This window comes from Anabaena sp. FACHB-1391 (assembly GCF_014696755.1).
GTDB lineage: Bacteria > Cyanobacteriota > Cyanobacteriia > Cyanobacteriales > Nostocaceae > Dolichospermum > Dolichospermum planctonicum.
The window spans coordinates 68,910-92,017 of record NZ_JACJQS010000018.1; the positions used below are offsets into that span (position 1 = coordinate 68,910).

Annotated in this window: 18 protein-coding genes and 1 pseudogene; 4 read left to right on the forward strand and 15 right to left on the reverse strand. The window is 37.8% G+C overall.

Annotation, left to right across the window (positions count from 1 at the left end; all coding sequences use genetic code 11):
• Nucleotides 1-16: 16 nt before the first annotated feature.
• A complete protein-coding gene (accB, locus tag H6F62_RS10810) occupies nucleotides 17-526 on the forward strand; it encodes an acetyl-CoA carboxylase biotin carboxyl carrier protein (RefSeq protein WP_190372021.1) in 510 nt (169 codons plus the stop codon).
• Between the two features lie 69 nt (nucleotides 527-595).
• Here the strand turns inward: accB and H6F62_RS10815 are convergent, their stop codons facing one another.
• On the reverse strand, nucleotides 596-1,207 hold the full coding sequence (locus tag H6F62_RS10815) for a GerMN domain-containing protein (protein ID WP_137907111.1): 612 nt from the start codon (nucleotides 1,205-1,207) through the stop codon (nucleotides 596-598).
• A 609-nt stretch (nucleotides 1,208-1,816) separates the two neighbouring features.
• On the opposite strand from H6F62_RS10815, the gene H6F62_RS10820 reads away from it, so the two are divergent.
• Nucleotides 1,817-2,563, forward strand: coding sequence for a Uma2 family endonuclease (locus H6F62_RS10820; protein ID WP_242025974.1), 747 nt, complete (start codon nucleotides 1,817-1,819; stop codon nucleotides 2,561-2,563).
• 243 nt (nucleotides 2,564-2,806) lie between these two features.
• On the opposite strand, the gene H6F62_RS20960 is transcribed toward H6F62_RS10820, so the two are convergent.
• The 3 genes from H6F62_RS20960 to H6F62_RS10845 form a co-directional block, all read right to left on the reverse strand.
• Nucleotides 2,807-5,395 carry an SUMF1/EgtB/PvdO family nonheme iron enzyme gene (locus H6F62_RS20960; protein WP_347238707.1) on the reverse strand — a complete coding sequence of 863 codons (2,589 nt, stop codon included), beginning with the start codon at nucleotides 5,393-5,395 and terminating at the stop codon, nucleotides 2,807-2,809.
• Nucleotides 5,396-5,451: 56 nt separating this feature from the next.
• Nucleotides 5,452-5,856, reverse strand: coding sequence for a hypothetical protein (locus tag H6F62_RS10840; protein ID WP_190372022.1), 405 nt, complete (start codon nucleotides 5,854-5,856; stop codon nucleotides 5,452-5,454).
• Nucleotides 5,857-6,093: 237 nt separating this feature from the next.
• A complete protein-coding gene (locus H6F62_RS10845; protein ID WP_190372023.1) occupies nucleotides 6,094-7,902 on the reverse strand; it encodes a proline--tRNA ligase in 1,809 nt (602 codons plus the stop codon).
• Between the two features lie 131 nt (nucleotides 7,903-8,033).
• On the opposite strand from H6F62_RS10845, the gene H6F62_RS10850 reads away from it, so the two are divergent.
• Nucleotides 8,034-9,443, forward strand: coding sequence for a 1-acyl-sn-glycerol-3-phosphate acyltransferase (locus H6F62_RS10850; RefSeq protein WP_190372024.1), 1,410 nt, complete (start codon nucleotides 8,034-8,036; stop codon nucleotides 9,441-9,443).
• Nucleotides 9,444-9,553: 110 nt separating this feature from the next.
• On the opposite strand, the gene H6F62_RS10855 is transcribed toward H6F62_RS10850, so the two are convergent.
• The 7 genes and pseudogenes from H6F62_RS10855 to H6F62_RS10885 all read right to left on the reverse strand — a co-directional run.
• Nucleotides 9,554-11,140 carry an Hsp70 family protein gene (locus H6F62_RS10855; RefSeq protein WP_190372025.1) on the reverse strand — a complete coding sequence of 529 codons (1,587 nt, stop codon included), beginning with the start codon at nucleotides 11,138-11,140 and terminating at the stop codon, nucleotides 9,554-9,556.
• A gap of 357 nt (nucleotides 11,141-11,497) precedes the next feature.
• The gene (locus tag H6F62_RS10860; protein ID WP_190372026.1) at nucleotides 11,498-12,049 is read right to left on the reverse strand and encodes a molecular chaperone GrpE; all 552 of its coding nucleotides are present in this window, start codon (nucleotides 12,047-12,049) and stop codon (nucleotides 11,498-11,500) included.
• 177 nt (nucleotides 12,050-12,226) lie between these two features.
• Complete coding sequence (locus H6F62_RS10865) at nucleotides 12,227-12,439, reverse strand: DUF2997 domain-containing protein (protein WP_190372027.1); 213 nt, start codon at nucleotides 12,437-12,439, stop codon at nucleotides 12,227-12,229.
• Between the two features lie 39 nt (nucleotides 12,440-12,478).
• Nucleotides 12,479-12,853, reverse strand: a complete 375-nt coding sequence (locus H6F62_RS10870) for a DUF1257 domain-containing protein (protein WP_190372028.1) — start codon at nucleotides 12,851-12,853, stop codon at nucleotides 12,479-12,481.
• Between the two features lie 87 nt (nucleotides 12,854-12,940).
• Nucleotides 12,941-14,530 carry an AAA family ATPase gene (locus tag H6F62_RS10875; RefSeq protein WP_190372029.1) on the reverse strand — a complete coding sequence of 530 codons (1,590 nt, stop codon included), beginning with the start codon at nucleotides 14,528-14,530 and terminating at the stop codon, nucleotides 12,941-12,943.
• Nucleotides 14,531-15,577: 1,047 nt separating this feature from the next.
• A complete protein-coding gene (locus H6F62_RS10880) occupies nucleotides 15,578-16,750 on the reverse strand; it encodes a formylglycine-generating enzyme family protein (RefSeq protein ID WP_190372030.1) in 1,173 nt (390 codons plus the stop codon).
• A 531-nt stretch (nucleotides 16,751-17,281) separates the two neighbouring features.
• Nucleotides 17,282-18,076 (reverse strand): annotated as a pseudogene (locus H6F62_RS10885) (formylglycine-generating enzyme family protein); the annotation flags it as partial.
• A gap of 727 nt (nucleotides 18,077-18,803) precedes the next feature.
• On the opposite strand from H6F62_RS10885, the gene H6F62_RS10890 reads away from it, so the two are divergent.
• Entirely contained in the window at nucleotides 18,804-20,576 is a 1,773-nt protein-coding gene (locus H6F62_RS10890; protein ID WP_190372032.1) for a methyltransferase domain-containing protein, read from the forward strand.
• Between the two features lie 17 nt (nucleotides 20,577-20,593).
• Here the strand turns inward: H6F62_RS10890 and H6F62_RS10895 are convergent, their stop codons facing one another.
• From H6F62_RS10895 to nifV, 4 genes are all read right to left on the reverse strand, one after another.
• The gene (locus H6F62_RS10895) at nucleotides 20,594-21,145 is read right to left on the reverse strand and encodes a (2Fe-2S) ferredoxin domain-containing protein (protein ID WP_190372033.1); all 552 of its coding nucleotides are present in this window, start codon (nucleotides 21,143-21,145) and stop codon (nucleotides 20,594-20,596) included.
• A 132-nt stretch (nucleotides 21,146-21,277) separates the two neighbouring features.
• A complete protein-coding gene (nifT, locus tag H6F62_RS10900; RefSeq protein WP_190372034.1) occupies nucleotides 21,278-21,481 on the reverse strand; it encodes a putative nitrogen fixation protein NifT in 204 nt (67 codons plus the stop codon).
• Entirely contained in the window at nucleotides 21,456-21,743 is a 288-nt protein-coding gene (locus H6F62_RS10905) for a nitrogen fixation protein NifZ (protein WP_028083316.1), read from the reverse strand. Before H6F62_RS10905 ends, nifT begins: the two co-directional genes overlap by 26 nt.
• On the reverse strand, nucleotides 21,733-22,863 hold the full coding sequence (gene nifV / locus H6F62_RS10910; RefSeq protein ID WP_190372035.1) for a homocitrate synthase: 1,131 nt from the start codon (nucleotides 22,861-22,863) through the stop codon (nucleotides 21,733-21,735). Before nifV ends, H6F62_RS10905 begins: the two co-directional genes overlap by 11 nt.
• Nucleotides 22,864-23,108: the final 245 nt, after the last annotated feature.

Sequence of the window (23,108 nt, forward strand, 5' to 3'; positions counted from 1 at the left end):
TCGAGGTAAAATAATTGTGACATTAGACTTTAATGAAATCCGCCAACTACTGGTAACTATTGCCCAAACTGATATTGCGGAAGTTACACTCAAAAATAATGAGTTTGAATTAACGGTACGCAAAGCTATCAGTTTTAGCAATAATGCCCAAGGAATAGTTAGTGGTGTGGTGAGTGCTGGTGTAACCCATTTGGGATCTACAACTTCACCAGAAATGGTCATAAATAAAGTTGTGGATAATTCCATAATTCAACCTGCTGTTTCTCCTTCACCCATTAATCAAAAATTGGTTGAGGTATTATCTCCTATGGTGGGGACATTTTACCGCGCCCCAGCACCAGGAGAAAGTCCCTTTGTGGAGGTGGGCGATCGCGTCAAATCTAGTCAAAGTGTGTGTATTATTGAAGCAATGAAGCTAATGAACGAAATTGAAGCCGAAGTCTCTGGACAGGTGATGGAAATTTTAGTTCAAAATGGTGAACCAGTGGAATATGGTCAACCTTTGATGAGAATTAACCCCGATTAATTATTAAATAGGGAACAGGGAACTCTTAACTGGGAACTCTTAACTGGGAACAGGGAACAGGGTAACTGACTAAAGGGGATAATTTTTCTGAAAACTTTCCCGGGTGAGTGGTTGTTCTAATTCCACACCTTCACCACCTAAAACCTCCAAGGGTTTACCGTTGACTTCAATATAAACTTTAGCTTGAGGGTTTAAACTAGTAGCAGTATATACAACTTGTCCAATTCTTCCGATCATGGAACTGCTACCGCCACCGGTGGTAAAGTTTTCAGATAAGTTGACGTGAACATCATTATTTTCGGCTTTGAGTCCCAGTAGTTTGGTCCCCTGGGGAATAGTAGTAGAGTCTGTTCCTTGAGGAGGTCCGGCTAATAAAGTTTTAAATGCTGTTTCTAAAACTTGGTCCGGTTGGGTAGCAGCAATTTTCAGAGGTTGGGGAACTAAATCAAAACGATTTTCCTTAGACCTGAGCCAATATATATTAGCAGTTTGTTCATTACCCTGTTGGCTGTTCGATTCCTGTATTGGCTTTTTAATGATTTCCGAGGGGTTGGTAGGTGTGGGAGTATTGGCGCTCTGGGAAGAAAACCAAGCTACTCCACCGCTTACCGCTACCACTGCTACCGAAATGGCTGCTACTAGACCGGAAGAAATACTGTTAGTTCTTTGTTGGTCATTCATATCTAAAACCTAGTTGACTAAGGACTGAAATAGTATTCGTAATATAAGTATATAAGTAGCCTGTTTATAGAGGTTATATCTCTGGTACAAATCTTTGGCTTTGATTTATACATAAACTACTCTTGCTGGTTTTGCCCCTTTTCACTCCAATTGTAGAGTTATCCTTTGGGGTCTGTCACCTATCTCTTGATCTAAATTCCATGATTTCTTGAAAAAAGATTTAAATTAAAATTGGGCAAAATGTGGTAAGTAGGTTGGCGTGAAAAATTGTCGTTATGACAAGGGAACAGGGAACTCTTAACTGGGAACAGGGAACTCTTAACTGGGAACTCTTAACTGGGAACAGGGAAGAGGCTTCGCCGTGAGCGTCAGCCGAACGGTTTTGAGCAACTTTACTTTTCGTTACTTGTGTTGTTTTTTTCCATTCACCTACTTGTACAAGTCAGTTGGTGACAAATATTAGTTATTTTACCAGCTTAAAAAGTATAATTTATGTTTTTTTCACCCAGGGGCGCGGAGGCGCAGAGGGTAAGAGTTAGGGTAAAAGTTTAAGAAATGTAATTTTTGCAGGTTTCCTGAAAAATAAGTTGACTAGTTATAGTATAATTCATGAATCCCTCTGATGTGGTGGCTATGGTTGTTACTGCTTCGACCTGCAAGATTACCTGGGAACTCTTACCTGAAGATTTTGTTTTAGAAGATGAACCTGTGGATAATGTCAATCAACCCTCTTTAGCTGCGGCGCTAACCGAAAGTCTACAATTGGCGGGGAAACTACCAGAAACAGCCCTGGCTACGACTAATTATGGCATCTGTGCTACAGTTAACAACAAAATTGTGATCAAAGCACCTGATTGGGCTTATATACCGAAAATTACCGTATCTAGAGAGCAAATACAACGTAGTTATACTCCTCACAAACAGGGTGAAATACCGATTGTGGTGATGGAATTTCTTTCGGATACAAATGGGAGTGAATATTCCAGTAAACGGACTTTTCCCCCCGGTAAATGGTTTTTTTATGAAGAAGTTTTAAAAGTTGCCAATTACCTGATTTTTGCACCTGACACGGGCATTTTGGAGGTACATCGGTTACAAAATTCGGGAAAATATGAATTACGTTCTCCTGATGAAAATAACCGTTATTGGTTAGAGGAGATGGAATTATTTATTGGTGTGTGGTCAGGAAAGCGCGAAAACCGTGATGGTTACTGGTTGCGCTGGTGGGATAAACAGGGTAATTTGTTATTGTGGGGGTTTGAGTCGGTTGAGCAGGAACGACAAGAAAAGGAAGCTGCTTTACAACGTTTAGCAGAATTGGAGAAACGATTGCGAGATGCGGGAATTGAAGTTTAAACTAAGTAGGTGAACGGAAAAAAAACCGACATAAGTAACGAAAAGTAAAGTTGCCCAAAACCTCTTCCCAGTTAAGAGTTCCCTGTTCCCTTGTCATAACGACAATTTTTAACGCCCACCTACTTAGATTCTGTTTCCAAGGATAATCCTCAAAAAAAATTTTTAGATCGCTTCGTTCCACTACCCTCTCAAGGGTAAAAAAAAGAAGAGCAAAGAGCAAAAGCGCAAGAGTGCAAAGGGCTACTAAGTCCACGCAGCACCACAGACAACACGAAAACCGACGTTGCTGCTGCCGAAGCCCACATCAAAAGAGTTACGACGCGCCGAACGGCAACTTTCAGGAATATCGTACCAAGAACCGCCGCGCAGCACCTTATTATTACCGCTTTGACTTGTCCAAATACTACCATCTTTAGGCGCATCTATATAATTATCATGCCAATCGTCTTGACACCATTCCCAGACATTCCCGTGCATATCGTATAATCCAAAAGCATTAGGGGGAAAACTACCTACATCTGTTGTTTGTCCAAGATATTTACCTTTTGGCTCAGAAGCATAGGTGTCAGTTCCATTATAGTTAGCTAACTCAGTTGTAATCGTTTCCCCAAAATGAAAGGGTGTAGTCGTCCCCCCACGACAAGCATATTCCCATTCTGCTTCGCTGGGTAGACGATATTCCCGTCCTGTCTTTTGACTCAACTTTTGACAAAACTCTACAGCATTATTCCAAAATACTTGTTCTACAGGACGTTTTGCTCCTGATAAACTAGAGGGATTGTAACCCATGATTTGTTGGTACTGTTCTTGAGTCACAACAAATTTACCCATAGAAAAACCAGGTACATTTACCTGATGTTGTGGACTTTCACTTTCACTCCGACCTTTTTCTGATGCTGGTGAACCCATCATAAAAGAACCACCAGGGATTTGTACCATTTCCAGGGTGATACCATTACTTAAATCTTCTTTAAAATATTTAGCTTGATGATTCTCTTGATTAACTATTTTCCCTGTTTTGTTAACTGTTTTAGTTGTAAATGTAACTGTTAATAATTCAAGTAGTTTAGGTTGTACTTGTTTAGGTTGTACTGTAGGCTTCAATATCTGACTAAATACAACAGTAGTAACTAAACCTGTTCCTCCTAAACCAGCATAAATTAAAAATTGTCTGCGTTTTATAGGAGGTGAGTTTGACCCTGAAGGATTTCCAGATGTTTTTCTATTTTCCTCCTGAAGTTTTTGATATTCAGCTTCTTTTTTAGCAATAATTGGCTGTTCTATTTGCAATATTTCCTGTTCACTGAGTTGCAAAGAGATTTGTAGTTTTTTGAACTTATTTCTACTTGCTTGATGAAAGGGATATTCTTTCTCAATTTTTGCTGAAAATTCCCGTTGATACTGCTCTAAATTTTGCTGATGTTGTTGACGAATTCTTTCAGCCTGTTGTTCTCTTCTGATTCTCTCTTCTTCTTCGCGTTTTCTATATTCTGCTTCTTTCTGAATAAAAATTGGTTGTTTTATTCCTGATACTTCCTCTTCACTGAGTTGCAGAGATTTTTGTAAATTAGATAAATTATCAATACTTTTTTGATTTAGAGGAAACTGTTGTTCAACTTCTTTTAAAACAGCCTGTCGGTATTCTTCTTGTTTACGATTATTTTCTTTAATCTTTTCAGCAAGTTCAAGTATCTGTGTTGGTGACATAGTATCCTCACCTCTAGATGAACCAGGAGATTCAGGATTAGGAACAGGTTGAGAAATTGGTAATAGTGTTGAATTATTTTTTTTAATTGCAATTCTTTTAATAGCCGATACTGCATCTAAATCAGCACGAGACACGCCTAAAACTCTAATCCATATTTGTTCTGCTAACTCAAAATTTCCAGCATTTTCGGATAAGGATGCCTGTAATTTTAATGATTCAACATCTCTCATTGTAGCAGATTGCTCCAACAAGATATAATACATTTTATATGGCGGTTCTGCCTTGAGATAGGGATTTTGAATTTCTTTTTGATATCTAGTATTTAATTGAGGAACAGCAGAATTGAGATATCTATCTAATCGTTCCACAGTGGCACAATTAGCTTCACCATGTAATCTTAAACCTGTTAATAATGTATGTGTAAATGAACCATGTTGTAATTCGGTAATTTCCCAAGATTTTTGGTTAGCAGCACAGGAATAAAAGGTAATTACTCCTTGATGCTTCTGTTCACCTATTCCTAAACCACTACGACTTCTTTCTTCTCGACAAGCATCTAATAACAAAACTACATTATCAGCACGACTACGACGCAATCTTTCAGTAATGTATTCAACGGAAATAGCTGTATGTTCAATATCACCAGGATCACTATCTGCAAGCATTAAATAATCTTTGTCAGCATGACGCATACCATGTCCAGCAAAAAAGAACCATAAATTATCCTCTGGTTTTAATAGGGGTTGTTCAAATTGTGCTTGTAAAAATCGCCGCAACCGTCCGTAAGTTGGTTGAGTGGGAATTGGTGGACTGGTGTTAATAGCTGGAGAGTCCTCTGTAAACAAAAACACCTGATCAAATTTGGCTTCTTCCCGAAACCAAGCGGCCATTGCTTCTGCATCCCGTTTAGCAAAGTTGAGGGCTTGCAGGTTATCATATTGATTAATACCGATACTAATTGCCCAATTCTTACCCATTAGAAAGCTCCGAAAATTCAATATGCGTGAGTTGAAACCTTTGTAGAGACGTTTTTTGTAGAGACGTTTTTTGTAGAGACGTTCTTTGTAGAAACGTTTTTTGTAGAGACGTTCTTTGTAGAGACGTTCTTTGTAGAGACGTTCCATGGAACGTCTCTACAATCTTTATCGGAGAGGTCTATTTTAATCAGATATATTTTCATCTATGATTGTCGCTTGAATTTAAAGGTCAGACTGCCTTTACCGCCTACTTTTCCCCCTGTTCCGAATAAACTCAGTTGTCCTTCTCCATTCACTTCTACAGAAACTTCCACTTCGTCTAGGCGGATTTTAGAGTCAGGATCATCTGCTTCATCTAAACATTCTCGCATAGCTTGTATAAATCCCCTCATTTCCTGCTTGAGTTTTGTGACTTCAACTTTACGCCTAGTAATTACTAATTTGTCTTTTTCTTTGGTAAATATTATTTGTTCTTCTGTAGTTTTACCTCCTAATAATCCACCTGTATCACCACTACTTCTAGCACCGCTAATGGTCGTCGTTGAGGTTTCCGCGACTTCTTCAGTAATAATCCATAAACTGTCTGGGGTAGGAAATTCTGCTGACATAAAACTTACTACTTGTATGGTTACAAAAATAAATTACCACAAATGGTCATATTTATCAAAGGGCGGGCAAGATGCCCACCATACAAGATTTGAGTCTTGACTTGATATGGCGGGCAAGATGCCCACCCCACAAGGTTGGAGTCTTGACTAGCTATGGCGGGGAAGATGCTTACCATACAAGGTTGGAGTCTTGACTTGATATGGCGGGCAAGATGCCCACCCCACAAGATTTGAGTCTTAACCTGCTATTGCGTCTTTAATCCATTGTTGTAATGTATTAACGACTTCTTCAATGGCTATTTCTTGAGATTCACGAGTTGCGCGTTTGACTATTTCGACTTTACCATTTGTAATGGCGCGACCGGTGACAATTCTGAAGGGAATACCAATTAAATCCGCATCTTTGAATTTAACACCCGCTCGTTCATCTCTATCATCTAATAAGGTTTCTACTCCTGCTTGATTAAGTTCTGTGTAAAGTTTTTCAGCAACGGCGATTTGTTGAGCATCTTTAATGTTAGGAATAGTGATAATGGCGTGATAGGGGGCGATCGCTATTGGCCAAATTATGCCATCTTTATCATAAGATTGTTCTACCGCTGATTGTGCTAACCGTGACACACCCACACCATAACAACCCATAACTAAAGGCTTTTCTTCCCCTTGTTCATTGGTATAAGTTGCACCCATAGCTTGAGAGTATTTTGTACCCAGTTGGAAAATATGACCAGCTTCGATACCTCTAGCTGTTTGTAGGCTTTGGTTTGGGTCATGCACAGAGCGATCGCCTGGTCTAGCCTTACGAATATCTACGGTTATTGCAGGTAATGTAAATTGCTCACCCCAATTTGCACCAACCACGTGGAAACCGCTAGTATTAGCACCGGTGACAAAGTTCTTTAACTCCACAGCAGTTTTATCTACCAACCGGACAAACTGAGAATTTACCTGTTTATTAACCCCAATATAATCATCAGCAATATCAGGTGCAATATAACCTAAAGGTAAAGATTTAGCTTGCCATGTTGCTTGAGCTTCAACATTTGGTACAGTTAAAGTCAGAATCGTTTTAGCACCAAATCCAGGAGCTAATTTAGTTAATTCATTTTGTAATTTAACTTCGTTAATTTCCTGATCTCCACGAATACTAATCAACACCAAAACCGTTAAACCATTATCATAAACAGTTTGATATAAAACGTTTTTGACCACTTGGGTAGGAGAACATTTTAAGAAACTACAAAGTTTTTCAATGGTATCAGTTCCCGGAGTTTCCCGTTGCTCGTAACTTGTAAAAGGTGAAATTTCCGCTGCTGCTGGTAAAGAAACCGCTTTTTCTACATTGGCTGCATATTTACCATCTTCAGTATAGAGAACCTCGTCTTCTCCTGCATCTGCTAACACCATAAATTCGGTAGAACCAGAACCACCAATAGCGCCAGAATCAGCTTCCACAGCCCGAAAAGCTAAACCAGAACGCCGCAACATATTACTATAAGCAGTATACATTTCCCGGTAAGTTTTCTGCAAACTTTCCTCATCAGCATGGAAAGAATAACCATCCTTCATAATAAACTCTCGTCCGCGCATTAAACCAAACCGGGGACGAATTTCATCACGAAATTTAGTTTGGATTTGATATAAATGTACAGGTAATTGACGATATGAACGAATCATATCACGAGCAACAGTAGTAATTACTTCCTCATGAGTTGGACCTAATCCTAATTGTTGTTCTCTTCTATCAACCAAAGAAAACATAATTCCTTCAGCCTTAGTATAAGTATCCCATCTTCCCGACTCTTGCCATAATTCCGCCGGTTGTAACTGCGGTAATAAACATTCTTGTGCGCCAGTAGCATTCATTTCTTCGCGCACAATTTGAGAAACCTTTTGCAAAACTCGCCACATTAGGGGAAGATAAGCATAAATCCCACTACCAATGCGACGGATATAACCAGCACGGAGTAGTAATTTATGGCTAGGGATTTCCGCATCAGCCGGATCATCTCTTAGTGTAACAAATAACATCTGTGATAATCGCATTGTTTTTACCTTTACTTACTAACTTTTCAAATCGCGTAGGTTTAAAATGTTTCCACGTCAGAAGAAAATAGGGAACAGGGTGCAGAAAATGTTTATCTATTACCTATTACCCATTACCTATTACCAATAAAATGTATCAAGCCCAACCACCTTTAGAATTTATCCCGCCCGCTTTTAACCCTTTATTGTTAAAATTGGTACATTTAGTTTTACCTAACTGGATGCAGTGGAAAACACCCATTAGCAACATTGAAGCAAACAACGTTGAAACTTTAGCCAATTGCTATCAACGATTTCAGGATGGTAAAATCCGGTTTATGTTAGCATTTCGTCATCCGCAAACAGCAGACCCGCTTTGTTTAACTTATTTACTGTCCCAAATCTTGCCTAAAGTAGCACGAATTGGGGGTATACAGCTACAATATCCACCTCATGCTCATTTTATCTATGATCGGGGCATTCCCCTCTGGGCAGGAGATCATGTAGGTTGGGTCATTTCCCATTTGGGGGGAACTCCCATTCAACGTGGTAAAGCTGACTGGACTGGGTTGCGTTCTGCGCGAGATTTGTATATTAATGGTCAGTTTCCCATGGCTGCTGCGCCGGAAGGTGGTACAAATGGTTTATCAGAGATTATTAGTCCTTTAGAACCGGGTATAGCCCAGATGGGTTTTTGGTGTGTAGAGGATTTACAAAAAGCCGGAAGAGAAGAGGAAGTTTTAATTTTACCAATTGGGATTAAATATAGTTATGTGAATGAGCCTTGGGATAATATAGCAAATTTATTAACTGAATTAGAAGCAGCCAGTGGTTTATTGATAAATCAGGAAAAAACAGAGGCTACTTTTACTGTACTTTATCCCCGATTATTAAGTTTAGCCGAACATTTGTTAGGGATAATGGAGCAATTTTACACTAAGTTCTATCATCAAAAATTACCAGATGAAAAAATTACCAATGGGGAAATTACAGATAGAAATGAGGCTTTAGCTTATCGGTTACAATCTGTGATGAATATTGCTTTATTTATTGCAGAACAATATTTTGATTTACCATCTAGAGGTCATTGGAATGATAGATGTAGACGAGTAGAACAAGCCGGTTGGAATTACATATTTAGGGAAGATTTTAAGGATCTTAAATTAATATCAACCATTGAGAAAAGTTTAGGAGATAGAATTGCTGAAGAAGCAAATTTTCGGATGTGGCACATGAGATTAGTTGAGAGTTTTGTAGCTGTTTCTGGAACTTATATCCGCGAAAAACCAACGGTGGAAAGATTTGCCGAAACAACTTTACTTTTATGGGATATGGTTAATAAAATTAAGGGAAATATGACCTTAAATCGTCCCCAATTGGGTAAGCAGCAGGTGAAGATAACTGTGGGTGAACCGATTTCTGTTTCTGAACGTTATCCTGTTTATAAAAGTAGTCGAGTTGCTGCTAAACAATGTGTGGCTGAGTTGACGAGTGATTTACAACAAGTTTTAGAGGGTTTGATAGATACAGTGGCTAATATACAGCAGTTCCCGGTATTATGAAGTACAGATATTAATAATAAAACTCTTGTGGTGCGGGCATCTTGCCCGCATAAAGTGTATCTCACTCAAAGCTACTTGCTGTATAATGAGAATATAATTCTCTTATAATTTTAGCTCAATTTATAAATTTCTCCCCTATCAACTAATATCTCTCCTCTCAATAAATCCTTCACAGTTGCTAATAAAGTCCGTCGAGAATCTACCTCAAATAACACAGATATTCTATCAATACCTGCCTCACCTGGTGGGTTAAGTTTAGCAACACATACCTGTTGATGTTGAGTATCTAGAGAACGGTAACTTTCTTGATGTTGAAGAGTGCTAGAAGTCATTCTTCCCCAAGCATCAAAAGCTATTTCCGTTTGTGTCATATCAGCTAATTCACCAATATCTAAACGAATTTCTGTTTGTCCATTATTTGCTGTTTGTAAAGTTAACCATTCTTGACGTTGACAAGGATATTTGTCACCTTTAGTAAATAAATGATGATAAATATAACTTTTGCTGTAACTTTCCCATAAACGAATTGCGTAACTATGACGTAAAAAATCATCTATTTCAGTAATTTGTGTTATTGCTAATGCACCATGAGAGACAGCATCAAAAGGTTTATTTAGTTTTACCTTAGCTTTACCAAAATAAGATATAATTAGTTGTTGAACTGCGGGAATTAAACAACTTCCTCCCACCAATAAAACCTGTTCAATATCATTTTTACTAATACCCTTTCGCAAAGCAGAAGCTAAAACCTCATCTAAAGTATTTCGTAACTGTTGTAAAAACTGTCTATATTCTAAAATTTCCTCTAATTTTTCACGATTAATTTTTAACTCATAGGACATAAAAGATTCATCATCAAACCAACTTTCAGCCACAGATTGATTTTTTGATAATTGAATCTTTAACCGTTCAGCAATTTCTAATAAATTCTGATAACCAATTTTTCCTACTTGTTCCGCTGTTAAATTTTGAGAACGTAAATAATCATCAACTATCCAAACATCAATATCTTCCCCACCTATGTATGCTTCCGACTTAGCTAAAACTTCAGCACTTAAATTTCCATTATTATCAGAATTTGCAACAGTTCTCACTAAACTTAAATCAAGAGTTCCCCCACCAAAATCTACTACTAAAATTAACTTACCAGGGTGTTTTATAGCATATCCTAAAGCCGCAGCAGTAGATTCATCAACGATAGATACCTTTGGAACATTTAACTTTTTTCCTAAATCTCGAAACCAATCTAAATAACGCTCAAAAGCACCAACGGGAACAGTAAAAATCAAATGACTAGGCTCGATATTTTGCTGTTTAATTTCTGTCCAAATAGTTTGCATAAATAACTCACAAACAGAGACAGTATGATAATTTATACCATCAATTTGGATTGCTGGTGGTTGATAATCTCCCGCCAAATCGCGTTTAAACTTTTTAAATAACCGTTCAGGAGGATAACTTTGAGAAAGTCCTAAACGTTGACTTCTCACACCTTCACCTAATATAATATTATTACCTGGTTTAATAAACATTAAACTAGGAATAACAGGATATTCTACTCTTTCACCATCAGGATTGACACCCAAAAATAAACGGGATAAATTAGGAAAACGTAAACTTTTAGGTTGTTGAGTATCAGCCTCCAAAATACTGATTACAGTATTACTTGTACCAAAATCAATTGCAATAGTTGTCATAATTATTAATCATATTGTGGTTGTCTTGTGGAGCAGGCATCTTGCCTGCTATTATCATCTTACCTGCTATTATCATCTTGCCTGCTATTATCATCTTGCCTGCTATTATCATCTTACCTGCTATGATATTTGTATATTTGGGCGGGCAGGATGCCCACCCCACAAGATTGTATAATAATTGTATAATAATTGTATGATAATTTAATTATTATTAAACCCTGCTGGTAAAGTGCGACTAACTTTTGCAGGATAGAGAACTTTATCACCATCCTGATAACCAATAAAACGAATATTTGGGCGGGCAGGATGCCCACCCCACAAGATTGTATATTAATTGTATAATAATTGTATGATAATTTAATTATTATTAAACCCTGCTGGTAAAGTGCGACTAACTTTTGCAGGATAGAGAACTTTATCACCATCCTGATAACCAATAAAACGAATATAGACTAATTCCCCCTCTTGAATTTCATCACTATCAGCTTGATGTAATTGGGGATTATAATTAACCTGTTCCCAAGTTTCCCCAATAACAGTATAACCCCAATTGGTAATTAGATTATCTAAAGCTGTAAATAGAGAAACCAGGTTTTTAGCTGGTAACTCTGGTTTAGCTAAAGCCATTTTTTTAACTGTAGGATAGTTAGCGAGTAAAGTTTGTAAGTGGGTAAAAGTTTCCTGTTGAAAATCAGTTTGTAATTGTTGAGATTGTTGTTTTAATTCCTCCCTAAGTCGTTGACATTGAAATTCTAACTCTTTAATCTTCTGTTCTGTGTCTGGAGAAGTTACAGATTCATTATTAATAGGTATATCTTGATTATTTGCTGGGAATAAAAACCGCAGAATAAGATAAACAATGATTACGAGAATTACAGCAAAAGCGACTTGATTAATTTGTGCTAACATATTGTTTTTTTAGTCCAATACAGAATATATTGTAGGGTGCGTTAGGTGCAAACCGTAACGCACCGTAATAAATGGAGATAGTATATTGTAGGGTGCGTTAGGTGCAAACCGTAACGCACCGTAATAAATGGAGATGGTGCATTACGCTATCACTAATACACCCTACTTATAGAGGAATTATTGTTGTTGTAAAGATTGATTTTCGGAAATTGTGATTAACTCATCATCTTGATAATATTCCGGTAACAATTCCTGAGATTCTATTTCTCCCAAGGATTTTTCTAACCCCTTTGTTGTTTCCACACAACTAGAACCAGTGACATTTAAAACCCGTTCCACAACTTTACCATCTTTACCAATGCGATATTCAATCTTTTGATATTCAGCCATAATGATTTTTCCTTTTTAATAAGGTCAATAAATCAGAAATTAAACCCATCTACCAACAATAACCCGCAGCGTACCATCTGCTAAAACTTCCTCTTCCTCCACATTAAAACCCTCAGTTTGAATTGTTTCCATCAAAGTTTTATGAGCGTATCTTTGACTAATATGATTAACAAACTCCTGCTGATTAATTTTCGCACCCCAAAAATCAGCCACTAACTCATAACCTTCTCCATTTTGACGAAAACCCAAATCATAACCATTAGATTGCTTAATAACATATTCAGCATTAGTTTTATCACCCATATAACCGCGAACTTGAGTATTTTGTTCAACCTGATAACCCAACTCCTGCAAAACCTCAAGCAAAACTTCACCCTGCTTAATTTGCACCTTGATAGTTGTAAAATGAGACATAAAAAATCAACTCCTATAAAAATCTCTCCAAAACCTCTTCCCTCCGCGTCCTCTGTGCCTCTGTGGTTCGTTAAAAAAATATTGAATTTAATCCACCTCCAAAGGACCCAAACCCTGCTGCTGAGAATAAACCTTCAACTCCTCAATTAACAGCGTATCAATAGAAGCCGTTCTTGCGCCAGCTTCCGCAGCCCAGCGTTTTAAACTAGTAATTTGTTCCTTAGCAATAGCCGCCAAAGGAACAGTTTCCGATACCGCAGCTAAAATATCTTCCGTGCTAAAATCCCGCCTATTACCATCAATTAAACTACCAAAAGCGCGGTGCATACCATCAATAATTACCTGTTGAATTTCCGCACCGCTAAAATTTTCGCTATGACTTGCAAGTTTCTGTAAATCAAAATCTCGCAGTCGGGAAGGACGGATTTTTTGCAAGTGGACTTTAAAAATATCATGACGTTCTTTTTCCGTAGGTAAATTTAAAAAGAAAATTTCATCAAATCGCCCTTTCCTTAATAACTCCGCTGGTAATATTTGCACATTATTAGCAGTAGCCACCATAAACACCGGACTAGTTTTTTCTTGCATCCAGGTAATGAGTGTACCAAATACCCGGCGCGATGTGCCAGAGTCACCATCTGTACCACTATTAATATTACCAAAAGCCTTATCTACTTCATCCATCCATAATACACAGGGTGATATTGCTTCTGCTAATTGTATCATTTGCCGAATGCGACTTTCACTTTCTCCCACTATACCCCCAAATAATCTCCCCACGTCTAAACGTAACAGTGGTAAACGCCATTCATGGGCGATAGTTTTAGCCGATAATGATTTACCTGTGCCTTGGATTCCTACTAATAAAACGCCTTTGGGGTTGGGTATTCCATAACGTCTTGCTTCTTCGGTAAAAGCATCTTGACGCATTCTTACCCACTGTTTGAGATTTTCCAAGCCACCGACGTTTTTTAATGATTCATTGGCCGTGTAAAATTCTAAAATTCCGGTTTGTTTAACTGCTTGTTTTTTCTCTTCTAAAACTCTATCAATATCTGTTTCGTTAACTTGTCCTTTGGCTGCTAAAGCGGCGGCTAAAACTCTTCTAATTCTCGCCCGACTTAATCCTTGACAGGCTTTGATTAATTGTTCTTTTCCTAGTCCATTTAAGTTAAGTTTTTCCGGGACTATTAATTGCTGAATTAAATAATCAATTTCTTCGATGTTGGGTAAGGGAAAATCAATAACTGTAACTTCTTCTTGTAGTTCTGGGGGAATGGTTAATATATGACTAGTGAGGATGAGGGTTTGGCGTGTGCGTTTCAGTTGACGGGTGAGGTTTTTGATAGCCCGAATTACGGGAGCATTTTTTTCTGTTTCGGAGTTTTTGAGGATAAAATGTATGTCTCGCAATACAAAAATTGTGGTTGTATTTTCTGAGGTTTTGGTAATTCTTGATAATGCACCCATGACTGAACCTTTATCACTTCCATTATCATCCCAACCGGTGACGATATCCCATAATAATAGTTGTCGTGGTGTCTGGGATATTTGGGTGAGTTGTTGGAGGACTTGTTCTATTGGTTCTTCTTCGACTCCGACTATATATAGTAGGGGATAGCGGGCGCGAAGCATGAGGTCTATTTGTTGGAGTAGTTGTTGATGGGGGTTATTCATTATGTATAAATGGGGGGATTAGTTGTTAGTTTATTGGGTTTTTATTTCGCGCCAAGTCGCAAAGGAGCAAAGACGCAAAGAAGAAAATTTTTTGTCTGATAGCGAAGCGTGGCGTTAGCCATATCAGGATAACCAAGATTTGAGGATGTACAGGATGTGATTGTTTGATTATCGGTTAGTTGTTATTATTCATGATTAGTTAATGGTTGGTTTGATGTATGCTGTATTTAAAATAGCATATTTAGGGCATTTCGTTATTTGTTTACATAATTTTAAGATTGTCAGAATCAGGATATCCAGGATTTGAGGATGTACAGGATGTGATTGTTTGATTATTGGTTAGTTGTTGATGATTAGGATAGAGGAAAGTAAATAAATATTTATGAAGTGAGATAGAAGATTATTATCAGAATCAGGATGTCCAGGATTTGAGGATGTACAGGATGTGATTGTTTAATTATTCGTTAGTTGTTGATGATTAGGATAGAGAAAAGTAAATAAATATTTATGAAGTGAGATGGAAGATTATTGTCAGAATCAGGATGTCCAGGATTTGAGGATGTACAGGATGTGATTGTTTGATTATTTGTTAGTTATTGATGATTAGGATAGAGAAAAGTAAATAAATATTTATGAAGTGAGATGGAAGATTATTGTCAGAATCAGGATGTCCAGGATTTGAGGATGTACAGGATGTGATTGTTTGATTATTTGTTAGTTATTGATGATTAGGATAGAGAAAAGTAAATAAATATTTATGAAGTGAGATGGAAGATTATTGTCAGAATCAGGATATCCAGGATTTGAGGATGTACAGGATGTGATTGTTTAATTATTCGTTAGTTGTTGATGATTAGGATAGAGAAAAGTAAATATTTCTAAAGCGAGATGTCAGAATAAATACATAAACACCAGTCATTAACCATCAAATAACAATCCTGTCAATCCTATAATCCTGGTTATCCTGATTCTGACAAAAAAATTTTTCTCGCTACGTGAGATAGGTAAGACAAGAAAAGAGCAAGAGGGAAAAAGCGCATAGTGCTATTAAGTCCTCGCCGCACCACTACATACAACCCGAAAACCAATATTGTAGCTGAGGTCGACGAGGCCGTAGTAGTCGCGATAAGCAGAACGGCAATCCTCAGGAAAGTAGTTCCACGAACCACCGCGCAGCAGATATTCATCACTACTTGATATATTATTTAACCATGCGCTTCCATCTGTAGGCGCATTTATATAATTCTCATGCCAATCGTCTTGACACCACTCCAATACATTGCCGTGCATATCATATAATCCAAAATTGTTAGCTACTCCAAAGCTGCTTACTACTGTTGTTTCTGTTCGGTAAATTCCTTCAATCTCATCGCCATAAGTATCGTTACCATCATCGCCATAAGTATCGTTACCATCATCGCCATAAGTATAGTTACCATTATAGTTAGCTAAATCCGTTGTAATCGTCTCTCCAAAGTGAAATGGTGTGGTAGTTCCGGCTCTACAAGCATATTCCCATTCAGCTTCACTAGGTAATCTGTAGGTTTTTCCTGTTCTTTCGCTTAACAGTTTACAGAATTTAACCGCATCATTCCAACTAACGCTTTCAACAGGGCGGTTTTCACCTTGGAAGTAAGAAGGGTTAGTTCCCATAATAGCTTGATATTGTGCCTGTGTTACTGCATATTTTCCCATGAAGAAGCCTGGAACAGTCACTTGATGTTGGGGACTTTCATCATCCCTTCTTCCCTCTTCATTTTCTGGTGAACCCATCATAAAAGTACCACCAGGAATTGCAGCCATTTCTAATGTCACACCATTACCCAAATCTTCTATAAAATATCTAGCTACACAGGGCTGACGCTGAATAATTTTGCCATATTTGTTAGTTGTGACTACTTCAATTTGTTCTAGTTTAAAACCTAGTTGATTAAAATTTTCTAATATTTCCTTAATTTTTGGTTTTGTTCTAGTTATTATTAAATAAGCCGCATTTTTAATATCCCAAGATTCATCTTTTAAACCTTCAATTACTAAATCTAAACCGTGTTCTCCATAATTCACAGCTTGCTCAAGTGCAGCAATTCTCACCTTTGCATCTGGATTTTGCAACCGCAATTTTACCCCTTCAATACCACCTAAAACCGCCGCACCTTCTAGTGATAGACTATTACCACCAAGCACAGCATCGTATTCTCGCGGTTGTTGTGGATGATTCATGATTCGTTAATGGTTGGTTGGATGTATGCTGTATCTAAAATAGCATATTTAGGGCATTTTGTTATTTGTTTACATAATTTTAAGATTGTCAGAATCAGGATGTAAGGTTACTGAGCGACTTGTACTGAGCTTGTCGAAGTAAGTCGAGATAATATCCAGGATTTGAGGATGTACAGGATGTGATTGTTTAATTATTCGTTAGTTGTTGATGATTAGGATAGAGAAAAGTAAATAAATATTTATGAAGTGAGATAGAAGATTATTGTCAGAATCAGGATGTCCAGGATTTGAGGATGTACAGGATGTGATTGTTTAATTATTCGTTAGTTGTTGATGATTAGGATAGAGGAAAGTAAATATTTCCAAAGCGAGATGTCAGAATAAATACATAAACACCAGCCATTAACCATCAAATAACAATCCTGTTAATCCTTTAATCCTGGTTATCCTGATTCTGACAAAAAAATTTTTCTCGCTACGCGAGAGAGATAAGACAAGAAAAGAGCAAGAGGGAAAAAGCGCATAGTGCTATTAAGTCCTCGCCGCACCACTACATACAACCCGAAAACCAATAAAGTCGTTGCTGTAGGCGAGGTTGTAGTCGTCGCGATAAGCAGAACGGCAATGTCCAGGATTGAAGAACCACGAACCACCGCGCAGCAACTTTTTGGCACTTAATCTTGTCACAGCACTACCATTTGTAGGCGCGTTATTATAGCTATTTACCCAATCATCCAAACACCACTCCCAGACGTTTCCGTGCATATCATATAATCCAAAAGCGTTAGGGGGAAAAGGGCCTACATCTGTAGTTTGTTTACGATACTCACCTCTTGGAGCAGAAGCGTAAGTATAATTACCATGATAGTTAGCTAAATCCGTTGTAATCGTCTCTCCAAAATAAAAAGGTGTGGTAGTTCCGGCTCTACAAGCATACTCCCATTCAGCTTCACTAGGTAATCTGTAGGTTTTTCCTGTTCTTTCGCTTAACAGTTCACAGAATTTAACCGCATTATTCCAATTAACCCTTTCCACAGGGCGATTACTACCTTTTAAAAAAGAAGGGTTATTCCCCATGATCGCTTGATATTGTTTTTGTGTCAATTGATATTTCCCTATGAAGAAACCTGGAACAGTAACTTGATGCTGGGGACTTTCCCAATCTTCTTTTCCCGCTTCATTTTCCGGTGATCCCATCATAAAAGTACCACCAGGAATTGCAGCCATTTCCAATGTCACACCATTACCCAAATATTCCATAAAATATCTAGCTATACGGGGCTGTCGTTGAATGATTTCCCCAAATTTATTAACTGTTACTACTTCAATTTTTTGTAGTTTAAAACCTAATTGACGAGGATTTTGTAATATTTGCTTAATTCTTGGTTCTGTTCTGTCACTTAATATTAAATAAGCCGCATTTTGAATATCCCAAGATTCATCCTTTAAACCTGCAATTACTAAATCTAAACCCTGTTCTCCATAATTCACAGCTTGCTCAAGTGCAGCAATTCTCACCTTTGCATCTGGATTTTGCAACCGCAACTTTACCCCTTCAATACCACCTAAAACCGCAGCACCTTCTAGTGATGGACTATTACCACCAAGCACAGCATCGTATTCTCGCGGTTGTTGTGGATGATTCATGATTCGTTAATCGTTGGTTTCATGTATGCTGTATCTAAAATAGCATATTTAGGGCATTTCGTTATTTGTTTACATAATTTTAAGATTCAAAATATTATAAACTTGCTTGTGCTATGTTGGTTTGGCTGAGATTAAAAAATTTAGCCTATCAAACAGGTCAAACTATTTATAAAATCAAGCACAATTTACTGTCTAATTATTTAATTCAGCCACTAAAACGTCCAGATGTTCAAATGTATTTGGTCTGATTTAAAATCATCCGCTTCCTTCTGTAGCGATCGCTGGTGCCAGTTGCGTAAGTCTTGGCTCCTTGCCTTGCTATAACGATTATTTTTAACACCAACCTACTTAGTTCGATTAAATTGTATACTAAACTCAAAATCAAATTGAAAAAGGCTCTCAAAAAATGGTTAAAGAGGAAAAACTGCCTTTAGCAAAGCCAGAGATAGCAGTTCACAACCAACAAATCAACCAAAATTCTCAAACCTCTATTGAATATTACAATCGCATTAATCCAGACTTACTAAAATTATTACCAGCAGATGCTAAGGTTATAGTCGAGGTAGGTTGTGGTGCTGGAGCATTAGGCGCACAGTACAAACAGATTAATCCCCACTGTCAATATATTGGGCTAGAACTAAATCCCACCGCAGCCGAGATTGCCACTACCAGACTAGACCGCGTTATTGTCGGCAATGCGGACGACCCCACGTTAGCCACAGGAATTGACCTTAATAGCGTTGATTGTCTTGTTTATGGCGATGTGCTGGAACATATGCAAGATCCTTGGGCTGTATTAAATCGTCATATTGCTTGGCTCAAACCAGAAGGGCAAATATTAGCTTGTATCCCCAACATCCAACATTGGAGTTTAATTGACAAAATATTGCGCGGTGTCTGGGAATACGAGGATGAAGGATTGTTAGACCGTACCCATTTACGCTTTTTTACCTTGAATAGTATTAAAAAGTGGTTTGCCGAAGCCGGGTTGCAAATTTATGAAATTCGGAGGCGGGGACACAAAGAGGAAAATTATCAGGCATTTCAACAAATTTTATCCCCAGTGGTTCAAGCATTAGGTCTTGATGCCGCCCAATTTGCCATCCAAACGGGGGCGTTGCAGTATGTAGTTAGGGCGTTGAAGTCACAACAACCACCCCGCAGACTATTAATTCAAACTATGATGATGGCTCCTGCTGCCTGTGACAGAGTGCGGGTATTAGAACCAGATCGTCTCAGTTTAACAATTCCTGGTATCCGCACTCTATCAACAGTAAAAACTGCTGATTTGGATATCTCCCAACCAGGAGAAGAAAAAGTATTTATTTGGCAACGCGGCCTGTTGCAAAATCCAGATGATCTTCCTAAAGTTCAAAAACTGCTGCAGCAGAACTATTTGATTGTGGCAGAAATGGACGATGACCCCATGCGCTGGCCTGCTTATGCAGATAATGAGTTTTTTACTTATAAAGCTTGTCACTGTATCCAAACTTCAACGGAGCCAATAGCAGAATTTTTGCGCCAAATTAATCCCAATGTTGTGGTTTTTCAAAATCAACTGGCTCATTTACCACCACCAAGGGAATACAAAACAGATGGTACTATCAGGCTGTTTTTTGGCGCAATCAATCGAGAAGAAGATTGGTCGGTAATTATGCCAGCCTTAAATCGGGTTTTAGCTGACTATCCAGAAACTGTTTCTGTACAAGTTATTTATGACCAGAAATTTTTTGATGCTTTAGCAACTTCACAAAAACAGTTAGAACCTTTCTGTGCTTACGAACGATATCAGGAATTAATGAAAGAGTGTGATATTGCTTTGCTTCCACTGAATTTTAACCGATTTAATAGTATGAAATCGGATCTAAAATTCATTGAGTGTGCTGGTCATGGTGTCACAGTTTTAGCGAGTCCTACTGTGTATGAAAACTCTATTATCGAAGGACAGACAGGTTTGATTTACCGTTCAGAATTAGAGTTTGAAACAAAACTACGGCAATTAATCAAGGATACGGTGTGGCAGCAGCAATTAGCCAAGAATGCTTACCAATGGGTCAAAGACCATCGTTTATTGTCTCAACATTATCGGCAGCGGCGCAATTGGTATCTGCAAATGTGCGAAGATTTACCCAGGTTAAATCAAGAGTTGGCAATACGAGTGCCGGAACTATTTAAGTAACTCACTCAGTTTTTAAGCTATGGGGTTTGACAACTTAAATGATTCTCTAACAAAGAGGCGATCGCTTCTGGATGAACTTTCTTGTATTGCTTTTTACCTAACATTAAAACACAATTAGGGGCGCTACTACAACGTTTTTGACAATCAGTATGTTCAATTATGACTTGATCAGATAAACCGCGATCGCCCAACGTTTTTTCTAACTCTGATAATAAACCCTTTCCACCTCGTTTCAAACAACCAGATTTTTGACATACCATAATCTTGGCTTTGGGTTGAAGAAGGGGATTTTTCAGAGGACAAAAACCAACGGATTGGATGTGATCAGCTTGGAGTTTTAGCTTATGGCTGTGGGGGTTTAATTTACTAATAGCATTAATGCGAATTTGTTCACCAGGTAATAAAGATGAACCGAGAGAACAACGTAAATTTTTAGGAATTTTGATTTTGATATTTCCTGAGCCAATTCCCAACTGTAAATGTTTACATTTACCTGTTTCCTTACCCACAAATCCTAAAAATTGTCCCTCAATATTTAATTCCGATAATGTCAGATATTTTTCACTCATTTTCAATAACTCAACCTTTGTAAAAGAAAATAATAAACCCCATTTTACTGGGGTAATATTGATAATTACCAGCAAGAAGGAAGAGGAAAAAAGAGATTTCTAACTTTTACCTTCTTGATATTTTCTCAGTTTTTAAGAAAGACGTTTAGCTTCCACAGTTAAAGGTAAACAGCTTTTATCTGGTATTTCACTAAATTCTAATTCCCAACCATTAGCTAAAGTCAAAATTTTACCTGTTTCACTATCTGTTTGTTTGACTACTTCTTCTTCTAAGTCTTTTTTAGCGACATAGACAACTAAAGTACCAGCATCATTCATTCGCAACATTACTCTCATGTTTTTCCTCAGCAGATTCTAGTTCTCTTTTTCGACAACCGATGATGTACCCTGTTTCCAAAAAATGTACAGCATAGATATAATAAGCTTGCAAAAATGTGCCGATACTGGATACATAACCCACATCACCAATTCTTGCTAAAACTTCCCCAATTTCTCGACCAGGAAAAGTTCCATCGTTTTTGATTAGTTTCTTAACTCGGACTTTTTGACCAATTTCAAAAATAGGTTGCGAGTTCAGTTCTATTTCATCACGTTGCATGGGAATACCTTTTTTCGCTGACTAAATTTAATAATTCTTCTGTAGTGAGACTACGTTTTTTGAGAATTGATTGTTGACGAACTATATCCAAAATAGCTTGGGTTTCTTGAGAATCAAGAAAGATTCCATGCTGTTCTAATAAGTTAGATAATGAATGGCGGCCAGAGTGTTTACCTATGACTAAACGCCGTTCCCAGCCCACATCTTCAGGGGAAAATGGTTCATAAGTAATGGGGTTTTGGAGTACACCATGAGCATGAATACCAGACTCATGAGCAAAGGTATTTTCACCCACAATTGCTTTCCAAGGTTGAACGTTAGCACCGGAAGCTCTAGCAACTAATTGAGATAGTTTTAACAAGTGTTGAGTTTTAATTTCTAAATCAACACCGTAGATACATTTGAGAGCCATAATTACTTCCTCTAGGGCTGCATTTCCGGCTCTTTCTCCTAATCCATTAACGGTGGTATTTACAGACATAGCACCAGCTTTGATTCCGGCTAAGGCGTTAGCAGTTGCTAGTCCAAAATCATTATGGGTGTGAATCTCAATAGGAATTGATAGGGTTGATACTAAACGCTGAACTTTTATGTGAGTGCTGAAGGGATCAAGTACCCCAACTGTATCACAAAAACGAAACCGTGACGCTCCCCATTCTTGGGATAAAAGAGCAACATCTTGGAGAAAATTTTCATCGGCTCTAGAAGAATCTTCGCCACCAACTGATACCCAAAGACCTTCATCTAATGCAAAGCTAATACAGTCTTTTAGTCTTTGTAAACTTACGCGCCATTGACCATGAAATTTAGCCGCAATTTGTACTCCAGATACAGGAATAGCAATATGTACTCGCTGCAATCCACAGGCTATAGAAGCTTTTATATCTGATAATACAGCGCGATTCCAACCTAATAATTTAGCGTTTAAATCTAAGTTACGAATGGCAACAATGGCGCGAATTTCTTCCTCTCCCATGGCGGGAATTCCTACTTCTAATTCATGGACACCAATGGTATCTAAGAATTGAGCGATCGCTACTTTTTCCTCTAAGTTAAAAGCAACACCTGCCGCTTGTTCTCCATCGCGTAATGTCGTATCATTAATCATGATTTGATACATTTTAACATCCCTCTAGCGGAGTTTTTTTGTAATATCCTTGTTCGCTACAATTCTGAGTAAGGTCTGAGTAAGGGTAGATGTGCAATAAATACTTGATTGAGCGAATAAATCATGAATCATGATTTACGATCCTTAATTATTACTCCAATATTTCCGTTGCATCTGTATGGTATGAAACCAAAAACTGGTATCACTTCTCAAATATTTTTGGTGGTATTATTTGTGGATTTTGTCAGCAGCCAATA

Excerpts from the sequence above, each read along its gene's own strand:
- H6F62_RS10815 (WP_137907111.1), bottom strand. The coding sequence starts at position 1,207 with ATGAATGACCAACAAAGAACTAACAGTATTTCTTCCGGTCTAGTAGCA.
- H6F62_RS10820 (WP_242025974.1), top strand. The coding sequence starts at position 1,817 with ATGAATCCCTCTGATGTGGTGGCTATGGTTGTTACTGCTTCGACCTGC.
- H6F62_RS20960 (WP_347238707.1), bottom strand. The coding sequence starts at position 5,395 with ATGGAACGTCTCTACAAAGAACGTCTCTACAAAGAACGTCTCTACAAA.
- H6F62_RS10840 (WP_190372022.1), bottom strand. The coding sequence starts at position 5,856 with ATGTCAGCAGAATTTCCTACCCCAGACAGTTTATGGATTATTACTGAA.
- H6F62_RS10845 (WP_190372023.1), bottom strand. The coding sequence starts at position 7,902 with ATGCGATTATCACAGATGTTATTTGTTACACTAAGAGATGATCCGGCT.
- H6F62_RS10850 (WP_190372024.1), top strand. The coding sequence starts at position 8,034 with ATGTATCAAGCCCAACCACCTTTAGAATTTATCCCGCCCGCTTTTAAC.
- H6F62_RS10855 (WP_190372025.1), bottom strand. The coding sequence starts at position 11,140 with ATGACAACTATTGCAATTGATTTTGGTACAAGTAATACTGTAATCAGT.
- H6F62_RS10860 (WP_190372026.1), bottom strand. The coding sequence starts at position 12,049 with ATGTTAGCACAAATTAATCAAGTCGCTTTTGCTGTAATTCTCGTAATC.
- H6F62_RS10865 (WP_190372027.1), bottom strand. The coding sequence starts at position 12,439 with ATGGCTGAATATCAAAAGATTGAATATCGCATTGGTAAAGATGGTAAA.
- H6F62_RS10870 (WP_190372028.1), bottom strand. The coding sequence starts at position 12,853 with ATGTCTCATTTTACAACTATCAAGGTGCAAATTAAGCAGGGTGAAGTT.
- H6F62_RS10875 (WP_190372029.1), bottom strand. The coding sequence starts at position 14,530 with ATGAATAACCCCCATCAACAACTACTCCAACAAATAGACCTCATGCTT.
- H6F62_RS10880 (WP_190372030.1), bottom strand. The coding sequence starts at position 16,750 with ATGAATCATCCACAACAACCGCGAGAATACGATGCTGTGCTTGGTGGT.
- H6F62_RS10890 (WP_190372032.1), top strand. The coding sequence starts at position 18,804 with ATGGTTAAAGAGGAAAAACTGCCTTTAGCAAAGCCAGAGATAGCAGTT.
- H6F62_RS10895 (WP_190372033.1), bottom strand. The coding sequence starts at position 21,145 with ATGAGTGAAAAATATCTGACATTATCGGAATTAAATATTGAGGGACAA.
- nifT (WP_190372034.1), bottom strand. The coding sequence starts at position 21,481 with ATGAGAGTAATGTTGCGAATGAATGATGCTGGTACTTTAGTTGTCTAT.
- H6F62_RS10905 (WP_028083316.1), bottom strand. The coding sequence starts at position 21,743 with ATGCAACGTGATGAAATAGAACTGAACTCGCAACCTATTTTTGAAATT.
- nifV (WP_190372035.1), bottom strand. The coding sequence starts at position 22,863 with ATGTATCAAATCATGATTAATGATACGACATTACGCGATGGAGAACAA.